This window comes from Planctobacterium sp. R6 (assembly GCF_055755215.1).
On record NZ_JBVTQY010000040.1, the window covers coordinates 13062 to 29832 of the forward strand.

A 16771-nucleotide genomic window follows, 5' to 3' on the forward strand; every position below is an offset into this window, starting at 1 on the left:
TTTCCTGCTTTGTTTTAGTCAGCATAGCTGGGGAGCGTTGGTGACATTTCAACTCAAAGATAACCAGGGTGACCCACTACCCCATGCCATTATTAGCCTGTTCCCGCTAACAGAGGGAGCAATTCAGCTGGCCGCCAACAGCACCCCGCAAAGCGCCACTCTGAGTCAAAGTAATAAGCAGTTTACACCACACGTTGTGGCCGTAAAAAAAGGCGCAACGGTTACATTTCCAAATCAGGATTCGATAAAACATCAGGTGTATAGCTTATCAGAAGCACAGCCTTTTGATTTAACTATCGAGGCAGGCGAAACTGAGACGGGACCAACAATGTCTGCCGCCGGTGCAATTCACATCGGCTGTAATATTCACGACTGGATGCAAGCCTACGTATATGTCACCGATACCCCCTGGTTTGCAGTATCTGACAGCAATGGTGCAGTTACTATTGAGGTTCCGGACAATGAGCAATTTCGCTGGCAATTGTGGCACGCGAGATTGTCACAACTAGAGCCCGTTCACCAGGGTGAGCTACTAACGCCTTCAGCCCCGGTTTCTGTACAACTGCAAACAGCTTTATTGCCCGGCTACGATGAAGCCAGCGACTTAGACGATTTTGATGATTATTGACGGCGGGCTACACAACCCGTTGCCAGTCGTTTTTTGAATATTAGCCAAAACCGAGAACAACAATGAAATCTGTCGCCTTCCTCATCCCATTAGCTATTACGCTGTCCACCTCAGTTCAGGCTGAATCTCTAAAAGTGCGCGGGTTAATTCAGGGCAGTCTGGCCTTATCTGTAGATGATGAATTGAGTTTTACAGAGGGTGGCACCGGCATTTTAAGATACGATGCTGATAATAAATTGCAGCTCAGTCAGGCTTTATTAGAATTATCAGGCGATCTGACAGACTATGTTTCCTGGCATTCCGTGCTTAATGCAACACATTCACCCAGTTCACATGCCGGACTGACCCAGCTTTCGATAAAATATAAACCCATCTGGTCCAGCAAGTATCGCTGGCAATTTAAAGCGGGGATGTTCTATCCTGAATTTGGCTTTGAAAACCCTGACATCGGCTGGTTGTCACCTTATACCTACACCAATTCAGCAATCAGCAGTTGGATAGGCGAAGAGGTCCGTACTTTAGGTGGCGAATTTAAAGTCACCCGCCCAGGTCGGTTTCACAACCGCAGTCCTCATACCTTTGCATTTTCAGGGGCTGTATACAAAGGCAATGATCCCGCCGGAACACTACTCGCCTGGCGAGGCTGGGGTCTGCATGACAAACAATCTATTGTGAATGAGCGAGTTTTCTTTGCAGATTATCCCTCCATTGGTGAGGGCCAGGCACTGGCCCCACAAGCCAACTGGGTTGAACCCTACCGGGAAATCGACGGACGTTGGGGATATCAAATGGGCTTACACTGGGATTACCAAAAAACATCCCGATTGCGCTACCATTATTTTAACAACAACGCAGACGAGACCGTTTTGGCTCGCGGCGGCCAATATGCCTGGCATACCATTTTTCATTCATTGTCATGGCAATATCGATTTGACCGCAACTGGCGTTTGATTATGCACGGTATGCATGGACGAACTGCAATGGGTCCAGGCGCAGTACTGGTGGGGTTTAATAGTTGGTATGCCATGATTGCCTACCGCGATAAGCAGCATAATTTTGCCCTTAGATTTGATGACTTTAACACAATAGATAAAGACACTTTGATTCCTGAGGACAATAACAACGGTCACGGCTGGGGGTTGACAGCCGCCTATCGGTATAACCTTGATGAACACTGGCAAATAGGAACAGAGTTGCTGCTAACCGAAACCTGGCAAGCCAGTCGTCAACAGTTTACTGACACAGATGCCAGATTGTCACAACAACAGCTACTCGCCGTGGTGCAATTCCGGTTCTGATAGTGTCGGGAGTAAAAATTCGCTTTACAAAATTAGAATGGTAGCGCTAGTATTACAATCAGATATTCACAAAAATCGAACATTCTCATGTATCGCTCTAAAACGACTCTCGAGCAATGGCGAATTTTACAGGCAGTTGTTGACCACGGTGGCTACGCTCACGCTGCCAAAGTGCTGAATAAAAGCCAATCTTCACTCAATCATGCAGTCGCAAAATTACAATCCCAACTAGACGTACAGCTTTTGGAAGTGCGAGGTCGTAAGGCTTACCTGACCAAAGCCGGAGAAGTCATGCTGCGACGTTCCCGCCTGCTGAGTAAGAGCGTTGAAGACCTGGAAGAGCTGGCCAAAAGCATTAACCAGGCGTGGGAACCAGAAATAAACATTGCCGTTGAGCTGGCGTTCCCTGACCAGTTTTTGACACCTATCCTGATGGACTTTTATCCATCTTGTCGGGGTAGTCGGCTGAACATCATAGATACGGTGCTGACCGGCACAGAAGAACTGATTAATGAAGGTTGGGCTGATATTGCACTCACAGCCTCAATTCCAAAAGGGGTACTCAGTGAGCCGATACTCAACGTCAAATTTGTCGCTGTCACTCACCCGGAAAATCCGTTAGCACAGAAAAAAGGGCCTATTGACCCGAATGAGTTGGTGCAACATTTGCAGATAGTTATCAAAGACACTGCAAAAGCGCCAATTGAACGACAGGGTTGGTTAAAGGCTGAGCAACGCTGGACCGTCAGCCGCTTTGAAACTGCTATCAAATTCCTGCGTCAGGGACTTGGGTTTTGCTGGTTACCTATACACAATGTTGAAAAACATATTGAGGACGGTGAACTGGCGCAGTTAAATATACAAGGCAGTAGTTTTCGCTCAGTTACTATGTCGCTTGTTAACCCACATTCAGATAGAATGGGACCAGGTACTAAAATGCTGACCGATTTAATTTTGGCCCAACGAGAACTACAACAATAATTTGGAATAAAATATGGCAATGACCCGCGAAGAACTTGATGAATTGATGCAAGACAGTGCCAGAAATGCGGTGATTACGACACGTGACGAGTTCGGTATCAATCTTGATGGCAGTGCTGATAGCATTAAGGTGATTGATGAAGTTATCTTAAGATGGATAAACAAATACCGCGACCAGGCGCTGGAAGACAAAGCCGTTTTTACTCTGTGCAATATTTACGGTGCCTATGTAGGTGAAGTATTTAGATCCACTGTAGGTGGTCAATGGAGTTATGACGAATCAAACCCGGATGCCCCGTATGTACTTCTTGAATACGGCATTCACTCCTATGCTTTTGCCGGGGTTTGTTATCAACGTCTGGTGAATGACAGTCAAATTAGCGTTGAAAATTACTTCAATCAGGCGATCGCCAATAACACTCAATAAAACCGAAAATAGCCGATAAATTATCATGCAGGGGAAAAGAGTGTTGTGTGACTTAACTGCGTGCCACACAACAACCCTTGTCTGTCTGTCAGATTCTTCACAACTTGCTTCCTGCCCCTGAAGAATTCTCCTTGCTCTGACAATTCCCTTTTACCGACAACTCCTTGTAAGGGTTGTCACTGGTCCTGTCCAACACAGGTTATTTCCTGCTAACCTGGCGCTGCACTGTTGCCCCTTCCCTTGTTGCCCATCAACGCTGAGCTAACCGCCTCCCTGGCTAATTTCGGACCCAAGCATCCTGCTTAAAAATTAAATGCGAAGCTCATCCTGAGTTCACATTAACTTGCTCCCTCTGCTTACTGTTCCCTTGTGCAACTAACAATTTAAATTAGTGTCAACGTCCCGTTGATATGGCCTGAATGCGTCCTGCCTTCCGCCTCGCTGTGTAAGCATGGATACAGATTAGCAGAGGAATAATAATCGGCTTTAACCTGCAAGCCTTCAAATCATAAAAATGGGACCTGATTGAATTTAAGTGATAGCGATAAAAAGACAAATCAACTGACCAACAGTCAATTAAACTGGTAAGCACATGATATTCATCAGATTAAAATGAAAGCGGCAGTTCTGAAGACTGCCACTCGAAATTAAACAAGGAAACTTATTCGAACTTTCTGGCCCGCTTAGTTTCGATTGTATCAATATAGGCATGCCAAGAGGCATAGCCAATTAACGGCATGGTAAACAGGAAACTACCAAACCCAAGAATATAATCCAGCGTAATGCCGACAACAAAACCAAAAGCAACACAGGTAAATATAAAGCCACCCCAAATAGCCATGACTTTTTTGTTGACCCACACAGCATTCATACTGGTCATTACTGCAGTTGCCAGATCCACCTTGCGCTCCATTAATATAGGTTGGGTAAACGCACTAATGAAAAACACCAGTAAGGTAAAGCCAGCCCCCACCAAGGTTCCTACCGTCAGGAAGGGAAGCAAGTTTTCTAAATTGTCTTCCAGATAAGGCGGGTACAACGCATGTATCAATGCGGCCACTCTCAGCCAGAAGATCATCAACACCATCAGCAATATTCCAAATGCCCATTCGTTCACGGCGTTGCGGGTAATTGCTTTGATACTGTGCCAGATACTGGGAACGTGATTTTTCTCCAGCTCCCAGGAAACATCGTACAGCCCGGCAGCTAAAAACGGGCCAATTAACATAAAACAAACCAGGGCGGGTAATATTACAAGGTGCCACCCGGTTTGCTCCACGAGGTATGCAATAAACCAAGGTACAATGGCAAACAGCAAGCCGAAAAAGGCAGTAATGTGTGGGGCTTTCAGCATATCTTTCAGCCCCAGGCGTAACCATTTAATGGGGTCGCCGTAATCTAACTCTTTGCAGCGTATTACTCGCGCAATTTTACTGTCTGTGATGGCATTTTGCGGTTGTTCCTCAAACTTATGCGACATATATTCTCCTAATCTTCCAGTTCTTCTAGTTTTTGGTTTTTCAACGGATTATCGAAGGTCGTATCCTTGCCGAGGTATCGCGAACCGGCTTCTGTTTGTTGCACAATCTGCTTCGCTTTATCGGCGTGCTCATCATCAGTATATACAAGCATGATAGCTTTGCCATTTTTCAGCTCATTTTCATAGCGACTAATGCGATAATTTCTGTGACTGATGCCAAAAAGGCCCCCTATCCAACCACCGAACCCCGTCGTCAACGCCAGAACAAAAGCGGCGTTAACCGCTCCAAATTGCCATCCGTAAGGCTGGGTTTGATACAGGATAACACTCAGTAAAATACCGACAAAAAAGCCCACAATGCCATAACGTACAGCACTGTGTAGCAAATCACGTTCTTCAAAGATTGATGCCTCATGTATATGATGCCCGGCATAGTCGCGGTTCGTTTCGGTCACAAAGTGAATGTCGTTTTCTTTGATTCCAGTCGCGACTAAGCTAGATTGCAGCAGATCAGATTTATCCAAATTATTTAACAGAAATTGATGTTGCATAACAACACCCTCCACTATAGAGTTAAAACAACCGACATTGGTTAGTTTTTATACTGTCAATTTTAGCAGGCAGTTTAGTTATAGCGTAATTTCTGTACAGAAAATTTGTTCCAGGTCAAATTTTCATGGGGAATTTGCCATTTCAGACCAGTTTTAACCATGAAACCGGCCCCTGATGAAAAGCACTCAGTCGTTTATTGAGGTCGGTGAAAGAATGCACCGGCTCTCTGATATCACTGAGCATTTCCCAAACAAAGCGATGGCAGTTATTGCTGAATAAATCATAGTTTCGATATTGATAGATGTGTTTTACGGCATTTATCTGGGTATTTTCCGAGATCATGGGTGAGCCTGTTGCATCACAAGCAATGTAGGCGACTTCTCCTGAGCGGTCGGCCAGAAATCGTTCCGGACTGATACTTCTCACCAGGCCATTGCCGTTTAATTCGATAATGCTATCTTCCACCCATATGCCGGTGTGATCCAGAACGCCATATACTTCACAACAAATAATGGCGCCATTAACAGGTTTAACGGTTTGCAGACTACCACCGGGCAACACATCAGCATAGCCGCGATATTGTGAAACTTTACTGCTGTATTTTATGCCGGCATAGGTGGCTGCAGCGGCACCTAACCATAAAAGGGGTATTGCCATAAGGATGAAATTACATTGACATTAATGAATTATTAATCAGGATATAAGCAACAAGCCAAGATGAAAGCAAATCCAACTTCGTAAAATTGTATGTCTGACCTACAGGAAGCCACCGAAAAACTGGAACAGTGGATTGCCCAGCAATTGCGCAAAGGGGTAAACAAGCAGCAACTTTTTTACTATCTGTTAAAAAGAGGGTTTTCTGAATCTGTCGTAGCTGCTTTGCTGGGCGGGTATACGCCACCCACACCAGGCGCGATTATTGAGCAACTACCTGACAACATTTCCTCGCAGGCGGATGTGTTCGGCTCGACCGGTTATTTTTATGCATTATCCAGGCTCAACTTTACACAGCGATTTATGCGTCATCAGATCCGGTGTGACGAACTGCAGTTGTTTGTTGTTCCCAATATACTGGACGCTAAATTGTGCGAGCAACTTATCATTCGCTCAAAACGACATTTCGCCCCTTCAAAGGTCATTGGTAAAGCCTATGCGCAAAGTAACTCGGGGCGTACTTCCGACACCGCGCTGGTCAGGGATATTGCCAGGGACATCGAACAAAAAGTCACGCAGCACATCAGCAAGGTCATGGGGATACACCCTGCTTATTGTGAGCCTTTGCAAATACAGCGCTACGAGCCGGGGCAATCTTATCAGAACCATGCGGACTGGTTTGACGAAAAGCATCCGGGCTACCAGCAAGCGATGAAAGATCAGGGGCAACGCACCTGGACCTGCCTGCTTTATTTAAATGATGATTTTGAAGGTGGAGACACTTATTTCACTCAGGCGCAGCAAGTGGTCAAACCCGTCGCAGGTGCCGCCTGCATCTGGAACAATTTACAGGCCTCAGGCGACGTCAACACGCAGGCCTACCACGAAGGTAAGCCTGTCACAAAAGGCAACAAGTTTATTCTCACAGCCTGGTTCAGAGCCCGGCCCTATTTATAATGTGGATCAGGCCTTCGCTTTATGTGCTTTAACCGCTGTACCGGCGATACTCACCATTAACATACTGCCTTTATCGCCAACTATCTGATAATCGATGTCGATACCAATTACAGCATTCGCACCGCAACCTCTGGCTTCAGCCTCAATTTCAGAAAAAGCAATTTTACGAGCTTTAGTTAATACATCTTCATAGGCGCCACTGCGACCACCGACAATATCTCTGACTGACGCAAAAATATCTTTGAACAGATTGGCGCCCATTACCGCTTCGCCGACGACAATCCCGTAATAGTGCTCAATCTCATATCCCTGTAATTCGTGTGTGGTGGTTACTATCATCCTGGTTCTCCTTGTGTGTATTCGATAAATTGTGAGATTAACGCTGAACTGGCGTCCTGACTATAGGGTTTCGCAGGAAATTTACCCCATACCGGTGCAGGCCAGGCTTCATCATGACTAAAGCGGCCAATATGATGTACGTGAAGTTGTGGGACCACATTACCCAATGCCGCCACGTTGAGTTTATCGGCGTTAAGCTCTGTACTTAAAAAGCGCTGTGTAAGAGCCGATTCAAACCAATATTGCCGGGCATCTGCGTCGGATAACTGCATCAACTCGGTTAACCCTGCAACTCGAGGCACCAGAATAAACCAAGGGTACCTGGTTTCATTCATTAAAAGTACCCGGCATAACGGCAAGTCCTTTACCGTAAAACAATCTTCCTGCAGACGCTGATGCAGTGTAAAAGGCTTGTCCATTTACTTATCCTTCAGGCTGGTAGGAACGACTGTCAGTAACGCCCGTTGCCCTAAAGCCACCCTGGCATTAGGAAACACAATCGCTTCGCCATCCTGTTCTGCCCGGTACTCCGCGCCAGGCTCGGAAGCCAGTAATGTTCCTTTGGGATAATCAGTGAAATTGGGGGTATCGTCTTCAAAGTGAAGTACAAATTCCGGTTTGTGGCGATTGATTATCTGATTGACCCGATAAATGTGAAACTGCGTTTCGTCGAATTCAGGTAATGCGACTTCTGACTCTGTTGCCCAGCGTTGCAACATTCGTTTTGCTGCGGCAAAACGCGACATGTCGTTTTCACCAAAGGGGCGCACTTTACCCAATTCCACTGTAAAGGCGTCAGCATGAAAATGTTTGCAACTGAAATAACTAAAGGTTGTTGTTGGCGATTCGGATAACAGAATAGTGGACACGCCACATTGCTGTAAAAAGACCAATTGTTCCGGATTTCTTGCCCGGCCGTGAGTAAAGGGGTATACCGCAAACTTTTCGTTTTTAGAATCCCGAATCGCCGTGTGCAGATCATAATGATAGCGCTGTCTGCCGCCTGGCACCGACAGGAAGAAATCCCTGACCCTTTCTTCCAGGTGTTTGGCGCGCTTTCTTTCCGGGTTGCTATCTACCTGAGGATTACTGTGTTCGCCATCAAACAAACGATTCATGTTTTCATGAACAAATCGCTGTGCAATATCCATAGCGGGTAAGTTGCCAAATAACACAAGCAGACGATGGGCTAATTGCAGTTCTTCGCGCAGCACCGCCTGAACAATATCGTCACAAATTTCAATTGGCGCAGTTTCGTTGCCGTGAACACCACAGGAATAGACAATATCTTTCGCCCCATAATTTGCAGGCTCAAACTGAATGACACCTTCAGAGTGAATCTGCACAGTCGTTTGATTGGATAAGGTAAATTGCAGTGGATGAGCAAATAATTCGGGCGATTTTCTGGATAACTGCAGAAAGTTACCCTGTGCCAGTAAAAGATCGATGGTTTTGGACATAATAATGTAGGGTATTTATTTTTTTAGTCTTTGATAGCGCAATAATACAGGAATGCAAAGGCTTTTATAAGACGGGGACCAGCAAGAATGCCCGGTTTGGCTTGTCAGATTTGACGATTAGGCTCGTTCGGTAAAAGCGTAGGAGCCCCCCACACTGATATCAGTGTGCAACAAAGCGATAAAATCCTGCATTGGAACAGCCTGAGAAAACAAATATCCCTGGCCTGACCCAATTCCCAGTTCCCGCAAAATATGCAGGTGTTGTAACTCTTCGATACCTTCCGCTACGACATTACAGGACAGCGAATCGGCAATCACTTTTGTCGCTTCGACAATGGCTTTATTTACCGGATTTTCCAGTAACTGCATGACAAAGGTTTTATCGATCTTGATGGTATCGATATCCAAATCACGAATGTATGCCAGGTTAGAATAGCCTTTGCCAAAATCATCGATAGCAATTTTGGCTCCCAGACGCTTTGCAGCCGCAAGTTGTTGATTCACCATCAGCGAGTTAGACATGGCTGCATCTTCGGTCAGTTCCAGCTCGATACGACTTAAATCAATACACATATTTTCGCTGTATTGTTTTAAGCGGTGAACAAACTTATCGTCGTACAATTGCGTCGGTGAAACATTGACCGCGAGATTGATATCAAACCCTGCGGCCTGAAAATACAACAGGCTATCAAACGCTTTACGCAACGCCCAATACCCCAGTTCATTCATCATATTGTAGGATTCAGCAGCGTCAATGAGCGCACCGGGAAACAATACGCCGTCCAACGGGTGATGCCAGCGCAACAGACATTCAGCCCCAATGATCTTAAGTGTTTTAAGATCAATCTTAGGTTGAAAATAAAGCTCCAGTTCGTCATTTGCGAAAGCGCGTTTTAAGTCAGCCTTTAAGGCCAGAGCACGCCCACCTGTGTGCTTTTTTTGCGTCAGTGAGACAATTGCGAAATTATCGTATTTGTTGCCTTTAGCTTGTTTTAGTGCGGTTTCTGCACCTGAAAAGAGTTTATTAACGTCGCGATTTTCATCCGGGTTAGACACTGCGCCTACGTTGAAATCGGCGATAAAGGCGTGATCACCAATGTGAATTGGCGACTTAAAATGTTCGTTGAGTCGGGTGTAAAAGCTGTTTAACTGGGTTGTTCTGTGTTGCCCCGGAAATACCAGACCAAAGACATCACCACTGACCCTGCCCACTTCAGCATCAAAAGCAAAAATTGACTGAATGCGTCGAACAATTTCAGACAAAATATAATCACCCGCTTTGTAGCCAAAGCTGGTGGAAACGTCCGAAAATCTGACAACATCAATAATGAACAACGATACCTGTTCGTTCTGGTCGATTAAGCTTTGCACTTTCTGCAAAAAAGCATACCGACTCGGAATCTCAGCAAGCACATTGTGAATAACACTCATAGAGTACGACTGAACCTCAAAAAACCAACAGGGAATTTAGCGCTTTTTTAATCAAAAAAAAAGCCCTGAAACAATAATCAGGGCTTAATTCTGTAAAGTATCGCGTAAACTTGCTTAACGCCTTAGTTTAAAAGGTGTTATATAAGATACTTGTCTTACTTTCACCTGCCTTTTTGGGTTAAGAAGTTACCTTACAACTGTCTAATTTCCAGATTTTAGACACATAATCACGGATAGAGCGGTCTGAGTTAAATTTACCCATGTTCGCCGTATTGATTATGGCCATCTCTGCCCAGCCAGTTTTATCTCTGTAGGCCTTGTCAACCCGACTGTGTGCCTCTGAATAAGACTCGTAATCCGCCAGTGCTAAATAGGCATCGCCGTGTTCCAATAAACTACGTTTTATGGAAGATAATTCACCAGGCTTACCCGGGGTAAAGTAATCAGTATCCAACCAATCCAGAACCGCTTTAATTTCAGCGTTCTGATAATAGTGATCGTGTGGGTTATAGCCTTTTTCTCGCAGTGCATTGACTTCGTCCACTGTCAGTCCAAATATAAAGATATTATCTTCACCCACCTCTTCGGCAATCTCAATATTAGCGCCATCCATAGTACCGATAGTCAGGGCTCCGTTTAGCGCCAGTTTCATGTTACCGGTTCCGGAGGCCTCTTTACCCGCGGTAGAAATTTGTTCTGATACGTCAGCCGCAGGAATCATTTTTTCTGCCAACGACACCCGATAGTTTGGCATGAAGATCACTTTAAGTTTGCTGTTTACACGCTTATCGGCATTGATGCGTTCTGCCACCTTGTTAATGGCATAAATGATGTCTTTTGCCAGTTTGTAGCCCGGTGCCGCTTTAGCGCCAAAGATAAATACTCTTGGGTGCATATCGTAGTCCGGATTTTCCAGCAGGCGACGATACAATGCCATGATGTGCAGCAAGTTCAGATGTTGACGCTTATACTCATGCAAACGTTTGATTTGAATATCAAAAATGGCATCAGGGTCAATGGTCTCACCGGTCAAACGCAATACTTCATCTGCCAGCGCGACCTTATTGCGACGTTTAATTGCCATAAATTCATTCTGGAACTTTTTATCTTTCGCAAATTGGTTTAACCCGGTTAATTTATCCAGGTGTACCGGCCAGTCAGTACCGATTTTGTTGTCAATCAGCGCAGACAACTCCGGATTACAGGCTTTAAGCCAGCGTCGCGGGGTAATGCCGTTGGTGACGTTAGTAAATTTGCCAGGCCACATTTGATCAAATTCAGGGAACAGGTTGGCTTTCACTAATTTAGAGTGAATTTCGGCAACACCGTTTACTGCAAATGATCCGACAACGCTTAAATGTCCCATGCGGACCATTTTCTCATTGCCTTCTTCAATAATCGAAAGCTTGGTTTTAATCTCTGCCTGCCCCGGCCACTTAGCATCGACTTCCTTCATGAATCTGTGATTGATTTCATAAATGATTTCAAGGTGACGCGGCAAGATTTTCTCAATCATTTTAGCCGGCCACTTCTCCAACGCTTCAGGAAGCAATGTGTGGTTGGTGTAGGCGAATACTTTTGTGGTCATACTCCAGGCGTCTTCCCAGGGCATTTCAACGCGATCCACCAGGATACGCATCAGTTCAGGGATGGCGATCGCCGGGTGAGTATCGTTCAGCTGAATAACAACCTGCTCGGCAAAGCGGCTCCAGTCGTTTCCATGGGCGCGCTTGTAGCGTCTTACGATATCTTTCAGTGAACAGGCACAGAAGAAATATTGCTGAATTAAACGCAGCTCTTTACCCGCTTCGGTCTCATCATTGGGGTACAGTACCTTGGAAATGGTCTCTGCCTGTACCGTTTCTGAATGAGAGTCGACATAACCTCCGGCATTAAATACATCCCAGTTAAAGTAATCAGATGACTGACTTTGCCACAATCTCAAAACGTTGACGGTTTTACCTTCATAGCCCACTACCGGGATATCCCAGGGTAAACCTTTAACGATGGAACCCGGGTGCCATTCTTTTTGAATTTTGCCGTTTTCGCCGTATTTAGTCTCTACGTAACCATATAAGGGAATTTCCTGGATAGACTCAGGACGGCAAATTTCCCATGGATTGCCGTAGTCACGCCAACTGTCTGGTCGCTCAATCTGTGCACCATTTTGGATCTCCTGGCGAAACAGGCCGTGCTCGTAATGCAGACCATAACCAATCGCCGGAAACTCCAGTGTCGCCAGTGAATCGATATAACAGGCTGCCAGTCTGCCCAGGCCGCCATTACCCAACGCCATATCCGGTTCTTCTTCCATGATATCCGTCAGATTAATGCCCAGTTCCTGTAAGGCTTTGTCTGTATTTTCAAACAATCCCAGGTTATGCATATTGTTGGACAGCAATCTGCCCATTAAAAATTCTGCCGAAAAATAATGTACCGCGCGGGTATCATTAAAATAATGCGTTTTTTGCGTGGTACGCAAACGCTCTAATACCTGCTCATTAATGGCTGCACAAACGGCTTTCCACCAGGCGTGATTATTCGCTTTGTTCTCATCTGTCCCCAGGCTGCAATGCAGATGACGAACGATTGATTGCTTTAATGCTTCTTTGTCAAACTTAATTTCGCTGCTGACAGGTGTGTTTGGCTTAACCGTTTTAGAAACGGCGGCTTTTTTAGCTGTAGTTCTTTTTGTCGTGGATCTGGTTGCCATTGATTTAAACCTCGTTAATGCACATCTGGTGCTTATTTTTCAGTTCAAAAATGAAAAAACTCTACACCGTTCTGTAATTAAATTACATTTAGTGCAGAGTTAACCATGTTTAGATCACAAATTTAAGGGGTTAAATGTTATTTTTTTGTTATTTTTTCAGCGCAAACGTATGCATAACAACTCATTAACGCATTTATTAACACCATATTAACACTTGAGAAACCAGCCATTAACAACCTTGCTTTTTGAATACCTCATCAACCAATTTTTGTGCTTCAGCGAGCAACTCATCAAGATGCTGATCGCCCTTAAAGCTTTCAGCATAAATTTTATAGATATTTTCGGTACCGGATGGTCTGGCAGCAAACCAACCATTTTCTGTACTGACCTTCACGCCACCGATCGCTGCACCATTTCCGGGCGCATGAGTCTGCACCTGCTTAATCGTTTCACCGGCTAATTGTTCTGAACTGACGTCATTCGCACTGAGTGACTTTAATGCATCTTTTTGTGCCGGTGAGGCAGCCACGTCGATGCGTTTGTAGGCAGGTGCTCCAAACTGTTGGGTTAATGCCTGGTAATGTTCACCGGGGTCTTTTTCGGTTTTTGCCAGAATTTCAGCGCCCAATAAGCACAAAATAATCCCGTCTTTATCTGTTGCCCAGGCAGAACCATCTCGACGTAAAAAGATGCCCCCTGCACTTTCTTCCCCGGAAAAACCCAATTCAGCATTCAACATCCCCTGCACAAACCATTTAAAGCCAACCGGCATTTCAGCAACATTACGACCCAAAGCATTGGCAACTCTGTCGATCATGGAGCTGGATACCAGGGTTTTACCTATCTGCAGTGAGCCTGGCCACTGTGGACGGTTTTGATACAAATAATGAATAGCAACCGCCAGGTAATGATTGGGGTTCATGAGTCCCACTGAAGGGGTGACGATACCGTGCCGATCAAAATCAGGATCGTTACCAAATGCCAAATCGTATTTATTTTTAAGCCCAATAAGCCCGGCCATCGCATACGGTGAAGAACAATCCATTCGCAATTTGCCATCCTTATCCCGGGTCATAAATGAAAAGGTCGGGTCGACACGGCGATTAACAACATCGATATTCAATCCATAGCGATCGGCGATATGGTCCCAGTACTCTAATCCAGCGCCGCCCAGTGGGTCCGTGCCCAATTTCAGATTAGCAGCCGCAATTGTCTGCATGTCTATTACCTGGTCCAGTTGCGCAATGTAATCTTGCTTGAAATCTCGTTCAGAGTATAAATCGCTGTTAACCGCCTGATTGAAGGTCACTTTCTTAATATCGCGATTTCCATCAACAATAATTTGATTTGCCCGTGTTTGAATAATCGTCGTAACATCACTATCAGCAGGGCCACCATTGGGTGGATTATATTTAAAGCCACCATCCTCGGGGGGATTGTGTGAAGGCGTAATAACGATACCGTCTGCCTGGGCGCCGCTGCTGTTTTGGTTGTAACACAAAATAGCGTGGGAAATAACCGGTGTGGGTGTATAACCCTGATTTTGCTGAGCGACCACTGTAACGCCATTTGCAACTAACACTTCAACTGCAGTAACAAACGCCGCTTCTGACAGTGCATGAGTATCCATGCCGATAAACATAGGACCGGTTGTGCCTTGATTTATTCTGTATTCCGCCAGCGCCTGGCTAATCGCAGCAATGTGGGTTTCATTAAAGGTGGAAGAAATTGAGCTACCTCTGTGCCCAGACGTGCCGAACGAGACCATTTGGGTGCTGTCAGAAGCATCCGGTACCTTACTGTAATAACTGGTCATCAATCGGGGAACATTAACTAACTGCTCTCGGGAAGCCGGTTGACCGGCCTGCGGATGAAGTGCCATATCAATAAATCCTATTTTTTAAGACAATAAACGAAGCGACGATTGCAGGGGTAACGGGGAATAATATTGTATCTGCCGACAGCAGCACAATATCACTCTTGTTCTGGTTCATTGGCAGTATCAGGGCTGTTTTCATGTCCAAAATGCAAATACCAGTATTTTTATACTTGTTAAATTAACCTATTGCCTACACATTTCAATTAAATTTATAAAATAACATCGCTGACCAGTAAATAAGTAACCATATGACTTTGAATTATGACGTTAAGGGCCGTGGAGAGCCGATTGTATTGCTACATGGATTGTTTGGTAGCCTGGAAAACCTGGGCGTGATTGCCAGGCAGCTTGCCGGCGAATATCAGGTAATTAGTATTGATTTGCCGGACCATGGAAAATCCCCGTTTTCTGACACCTTCAGTTTTGAGCACTATGCGCAAAGTGTTGCCGCAACACTGCAAAGTATTGAAGTATCCCAAGTGAATTTACTGGGTCACTCACTGGGAGGCAAAGTGGCAATGCATCTGGCGTTATCACAACCTTCACTGGTGAAGCGACTCATGGTGGCAGACATCGCACCGGTGCAATACTCACCGAGGCATCAGAATGTGTTTAATGGTCTGCAAAATGTTGATCTGGCACAAATAAACAGTCGTCAGCAAGCGGATAAACTGATGGCGGAATTCATCATGGAACCCGGCGTGCGACAGTTTTTATTAAAAAGTTTATACAAGCAGGATGACGGCAGTTATGCCTGGCGTTTTAATTTAGATCTGTTAATCCGTGACTATGCCATTCTGTCGCAGGCGATCCTGGGTAGTGCCCCTTACCGGGCCAGGACTCTATTTATTAAAGGTGGTAACAGTGACTATATCACCCGAGACCATCAACCAGCTATTGGGGCGCTTTTTCCGCACGCGGAAGCAAAGGTCATTAATGGCACGGGGCACTGGTTACACGCAGAAAAACCCAACGTGTTCGCGGGAATTGTTTCAAGATTTTTAGAAGACAGTGACTAAATCGTCAAGATGATAATGAAAATCAATTGCACAATTAACAACAAGTCGCGTCTGTGCTATAGTGCGCGCCAATTTAAAAGGGTCGAACCAAGAACGCCATGCTAAGCGAGTACTATGAACAGATAGAAGCCATTGTAATGTATCTGGCATTGAGTGGCTTATTCGTATTAATGGGGTTTGCAGTACATGATGTACTGAAAAAGAACAACATCCCAATGGGTGGCAGAATTGTAGTATATTCTGTGCTGTTTTTTGGTTGTGTCGGATTTTTAGCCAAAGGCGTAATCCAGGTATTTTTTAGCGCCTGATGCCTGACATCAGCGCTTTTTATTAGATTTAGTAACTTATCAGGCCTGAACCAGTTCAGGAATAATGTTTTAGAGTGAGTATATAAGTTTATGGCAATCGTCGGACTGTTTTTTGGTAGTGACACGGGGAATACCGAACACGTCGCCAAAATGATTCAGAAAGAAATAGGCAAAAATGTCATCGAAATTCATGACATTGCTAAAAGCACAAAAGAAGATATTGAGAAGTATGATTTCTTACTTTTAGGTATCCCTACCTGGTACTATGGTGAAGCTCAATGTGACTGGGATGACTTTTTCCCTGAGCTGGAAGAAATTGACTTTACAGACAAACTGGTGGGTATTTTTGGTTGTGGTGATCAGGAAGACTATGCTGAATATTTTCTAGATGCCATGGGCATGGTCAGAGATATCGTAGAGACAAAAGGCGCCATCATCGTTGGGCATTGGTCAACTGAAGGCTATGATTTTGAAGCGTCCAAAGGCCTTGTTGATGATAACCACTTTGTTGGTTTGGGCATTGATGAGGACCGCCAACCAGAATTAACAGAACAAAGAGTTAAAGCCTGGTCTAAGCAAATATTTGATGAAATGTGTCTGGCTGAATTAGCCTGATTCAGATTGATAACTCAAAAAAGGGAGCCT

At 45.0% G+C, this 16771-nt stretch carries 17 protein-coding genes; 8 read left to right on the top strand and 9 right to left on the bottom strand.

Annotated features, from left to right (window positions below; translation table 11 throughout):
- Window positions 1-40: 40 nt before the first annotated feature.
- The 4 genes from AC0J20_RS19065 (at window position 41) to AC0J20_RS19080 (ending at window position 3334) form a co-directional block, all read left to right on the top strand.
- Window positions 41-628 (top strand): cupredoxin domain-containing protein, encoded by a 588-nt coding sequence (locus AC0J20_RS19065; RefSeq protein ID WP_473022948.1) that lies wholly within the window; start codon window positions 41-43, stop codon window positions 626-628.
- 62 nt (window positions 629-690) lie between these two features.
- A complete protein-coding gene (locus AC0J20_RS19070; RefSeq protein WP_473022949.1) occupies window positions 691-1926 on the top strand; it encodes a hypothetical protein in 1236 nt (411 codons plus the stop codon).
- 87 nt (window positions 1927-2013) lie between these two features.
- Window positions 2014-2907 carry a LysR family transcriptional regulator gene (locus AC0J20_RS19075; RefSeq protein ID WP_473022950.1) on the top strand — a complete coding sequence of 298 codons (894 nt, stop codon included), beginning with the start codon at window positions 2014-2016 and terminating at the stop codon, window positions 2905-2907.
- Between the two features lie 13 nt (window positions 2908-2920).
- Window positions 2921-3334, top strand: a complete 414-nt coding sequence (locus tag AC0J20_RS19080; RefSeq protein WP_229527518.1) for a hypothetical protein — start codon at window positions 2921-2923, stop codon at window positions 3332-3334.
- A gap of 661 nt (window positions 3335-3995) precedes the next feature.
- On the opposite strand, the gene AC0J20_RS19085 is transcribed toward AC0J20_RS19080, so the two are convergent.
- From AC0J20_RS19085 to AC0J20_RS19095, 3 genes are all read right to left on the bottom strand, one after another.
- The gene (locus tag AC0J20_RS19085; protein ID WP_229527519.1) at window positions 3996-4814 is read right to left on the bottom strand and encodes a DUF2189 domain-containing protein; all 819 of its coding nucleotides are present in this window, start codon (window positions 4812-4814) and stop codon (window positions 3996-3998) included.
- A gap of 8 nt (window positions 4815-4822) precedes the next feature.
- The gene (locus tag AC0J20_RS19090; protein WP_229527521.1) at window positions 4823-5365 is read right to left on the bottom strand and encodes a hypothetical protein; all 543 of its coding nucleotides are present in this window, start codon (window positions 5363-5365) and stop codon (window positions 4823-4825) included.
- A gap of 142 nt (window positions 5366-5507) precedes the next feature.
- Window positions 5508-6023 carry a hypothetical protein gene (locus AC0J20_RS19095; RefSeq protein WP_473022951.1) on the bottom strand — a complete coding sequence of 172 codons (516 nt, stop codon included), beginning with the start codon at window positions 6021-6023 and terminating at the stop codon, window positions 5508-5510.
- Window positions 6024-6113: 90 nt separating this feature from the next.
- Between AC0J20_RS19095 and AC0J20_RS19100 the strand changes: the two genes are divergently transcribed.
- The gene (locus tag AC0J20_RS19100; protein ID WP_473022952.1) at window positions 6114-6977 is read left to right on the top strand and encodes a prolyl hydroxylase family protein; all 864 of its coding nucleotides are present in this window, start codon (window positions 6114-6116) and stop codon (window positions 6975-6977) included.
- A gap of 6 nt (window positions 6978-6983) precedes the next feature.
- Here AC0J20_RS19100 and AC0J20_RS19105 read toward each other — a convergent pair whose 3' ends face one another.
- From AC0J20_RS19105 to pgm, 6 genes are all read right to left on the bottom strand, one after another.
- Complete coding sequence (locus AC0J20_RS19105; RefSeq protein ID WP_229527526.1) at window positions 6984-7316, bottom strand: heavy metal-binding domain-containing protein; 333 nt, start codon at window positions 7314-7316, stop codon at window positions 6984-6986.
- Window positions 7313-7735: an HIT domain-containing protein gene (locus tag AC0J20_RS19110; RefSeq protein WP_229527528.1), complete on the bottom strand. Its 423-nt coding sequence runs from the start codon at window positions 7733-7735 to the stop codon at window positions 7313-7315. Before AC0J20_RS19110 ends, AC0J20_RS19105 begins: the two co-directional genes overlap by 4 nt.
- Complete coding sequence (gene astE / locus AC0J20_RS19115; RefSeq protein ID WP_229527529.1) at window positions 7736-8776, bottom strand: succinylglutamate desuccinylase; 1041 nt, start codon at window positions 8774-8776, stop codon at window positions 7736-7738.
- A 117-nt stretch (window positions 8777-8893) separates the two neighbouring features.
- Entirely contained in the window at window positions 8894-10207 is a 1314-nt protein-coding gene (locus tag AC0J20_RS19120) for a putative bifunctional diguanylate cyclase/phosphodiesterase (RefSeq protein ID WP_473022953.1), read from the bottom strand.
- 178 nt (window positions 10208-10385) lie between these two features.
- On the bottom strand, window positions 10386-12920 hold the full coding sequence (locus AC0J20_RS19125) for a glycogen/starch/alpha-glucan phosphorylase (RefSeq protein ID WP_473022954.1): 2535 nt from the start codon (window positions 12918-12920) through the stop codon (window positions 10386-10388).
- Window positions 12921-13149: 229 nt separating this feature from the next.
- Window positions 13150-14802, bottom strand: a complete 1653-nt coding sequence (gene pgm, locus AC0J20_RS19130; protein ID WP_473022955.1) for a phosphoglucomutase (alpha-D-glucose-1,6-bisphosphate-dependent) — start codon at window positions 14800-14802, stop codon at window positions 13150-13152.
- Between the two features lie 245 nt (window positions 14803-15047).
- On the opposite strand from pgm, the gene AC0J20_RS19135 reads away from it, so the two are divergent.
- The 3 genes from AC0J20_RS19135 to fldA all read left to right on the top strand — a co-directional run bounded on the left by AC0J20_RS19135 (window position 15048) and on the right by fldA (window position 16741).
- Entirely contained in the window at window positions 15048-15818 is a 771-nt protein-coding gene (locus tag AC0J20_RS19135; RefSeq protein WP_229527533.1) for an alpha/beta fold hydrolase, read from the top strand.
- A 98-nt stretch (window positions 15819-15916) separates the two neighbouring features.
- The gene (locus AC0J20_RS19140; protein WP_229527534.1) at window positions 15917-16126 is read left to right on the top strand and encodes a DUF2788 domain-containing protein; all 210 of its coding nucleotides are present in this window, start codon (window positions 15917-15919) and stop codon (window positions 16124-16126) included.
- A gap of 90 nt (window positions 16127-16216) precedes the next feature.
- Window positions 16217-16741, top strand: a complete 525-nt coding sequence (fldA, locus tag AC0J20_RS19145) for a flavodoxin FldA (protein ID WP_229527535.1) — start codon at window positions 16217-16219, stop codon at window positions 16739-16741.
- Window positions 16742-16771: the final 30 nt, after the last annotated feature.

What these genes read in the sequence shown, in the direction of transcription:
- AC0J20_RS19070 (WP_473022949.1), top strand. Translation starts at nt 691, where the DNA reads ATGAAATCTGTCGCCTTCCTCATCCCATTAGCTATTACGCTGTCCACC.
- AC0J20_RS19075 (WP_473022950.1), top strand. Translation starts at nt 2,014, where the DNA reads ATGTATCGCTCTAAAACGACTCTCGAGCAATGGCGAATTTTACAGGCA.
- AC0J20_RS19080 (WP_229527518.1), top strand. Translation starts at nt 2,921, where the DNA reads ATGGCAATGACCCGCGAAGAACTTGATGAATTGATGCAAGACAGTGCC.
- AC0J20_RS19085 (WP_229527519.1), bottom strand. Translation starts at nt 4,814, where the DNA reads ATGTCGCATAAGTTTGAGGAACAACCGCAAAATGCCATCACAGACAGT.
- AC0J20_RS19090 (WP_229527521.1), bottom strand. Translation starts at nt 5,365, where the DNA reads ATGCAACATCAATTTCTGTTAAATAATTTGGATAAATCTGATCTGCTG.
- AC0J20_RS19095 (WP_473022951.1), bottom strand. Translation starts at nt 6,023, where the DNA reads ATGGCAATACCCCTTTTATGGTTAGGTGCCGCTGCAGCCACCTATGCC.
- AC0J20_RS19100 (WP_473022952.1), top strand. Translation starts at nt 6,114, where the DNA reads ATGTCTGACCTACAGGAAGCCACCGAAAAACTGGAACAGTGGATTGCC.
- AC0J20_RS19105 (WP_229527526.1), bottom strand. Translation starts at nt 7,316, where the DNA reads ATGATAGTAACCACCACACACGAATTACAGGGATATGAGATTGAGCAC.
- AC0J20_RS19110 (WP_229527528.1), bottom strand. Translation starts at nt 7,735, where the DNA reads ATGGACAAGCCTTTTACACTGCATCAGCGTCTGCAGGAAGATTGTTTT.
- astE (WP_229527529.1), bottom strand. Translation starts at nt 8,776, where the DNA reads ATGTCCAAAACCATCGATCTTTTACTGGCACAGGGTAACTTTCTGCAG.
- AC0J20_RS19120 (WP_473022953.1), bottom strand. Translation starts at nt 10,207, where the DNA reads ATGAGTGTTATTCACAATGTGCTTGCTGAGATTCCGAGTCGGTATGCT.
- AC0J20_RS19125 (WP_473022954.1), bottom strand. Translation starts at nt 12,920, where the DNA reads ATGGCAACCAGATCCACGACAAAAAGAACTACAGCTAAAAAAGCCGCC.
- pgm (WP_473022955.1), bottom strand. Translation starts at nt 14,802, where the DNA reads ATGGCACTTCATCCGCAGGCCGGTCAACCGGCTTCCCGAGAGCAGTTA.
- AC0J20_RS19135 (WP_229527533.1), top strand. Translation starts at nt 15,048, where the DNA reads ATGACTTTGAATTATGACGTTAAGGGCCGTGGAGAGCCGATTGTATTG.
- AC0J20_RS19140 (WP_229527534.1), top strand. Translation starts at nt 15,917, where the DNA reads ATGCTAAGCGAGTACTATGAACAGATAGAAGCCATTGTAATGTATCTG.
- fldA (WP_229527535.1), top strand. Translation starts at nt 16,217, where the DNA reads ATGGCAATCGTCGGACTGTTTTTTGGTAGTGACACGGGGAATACCGAA.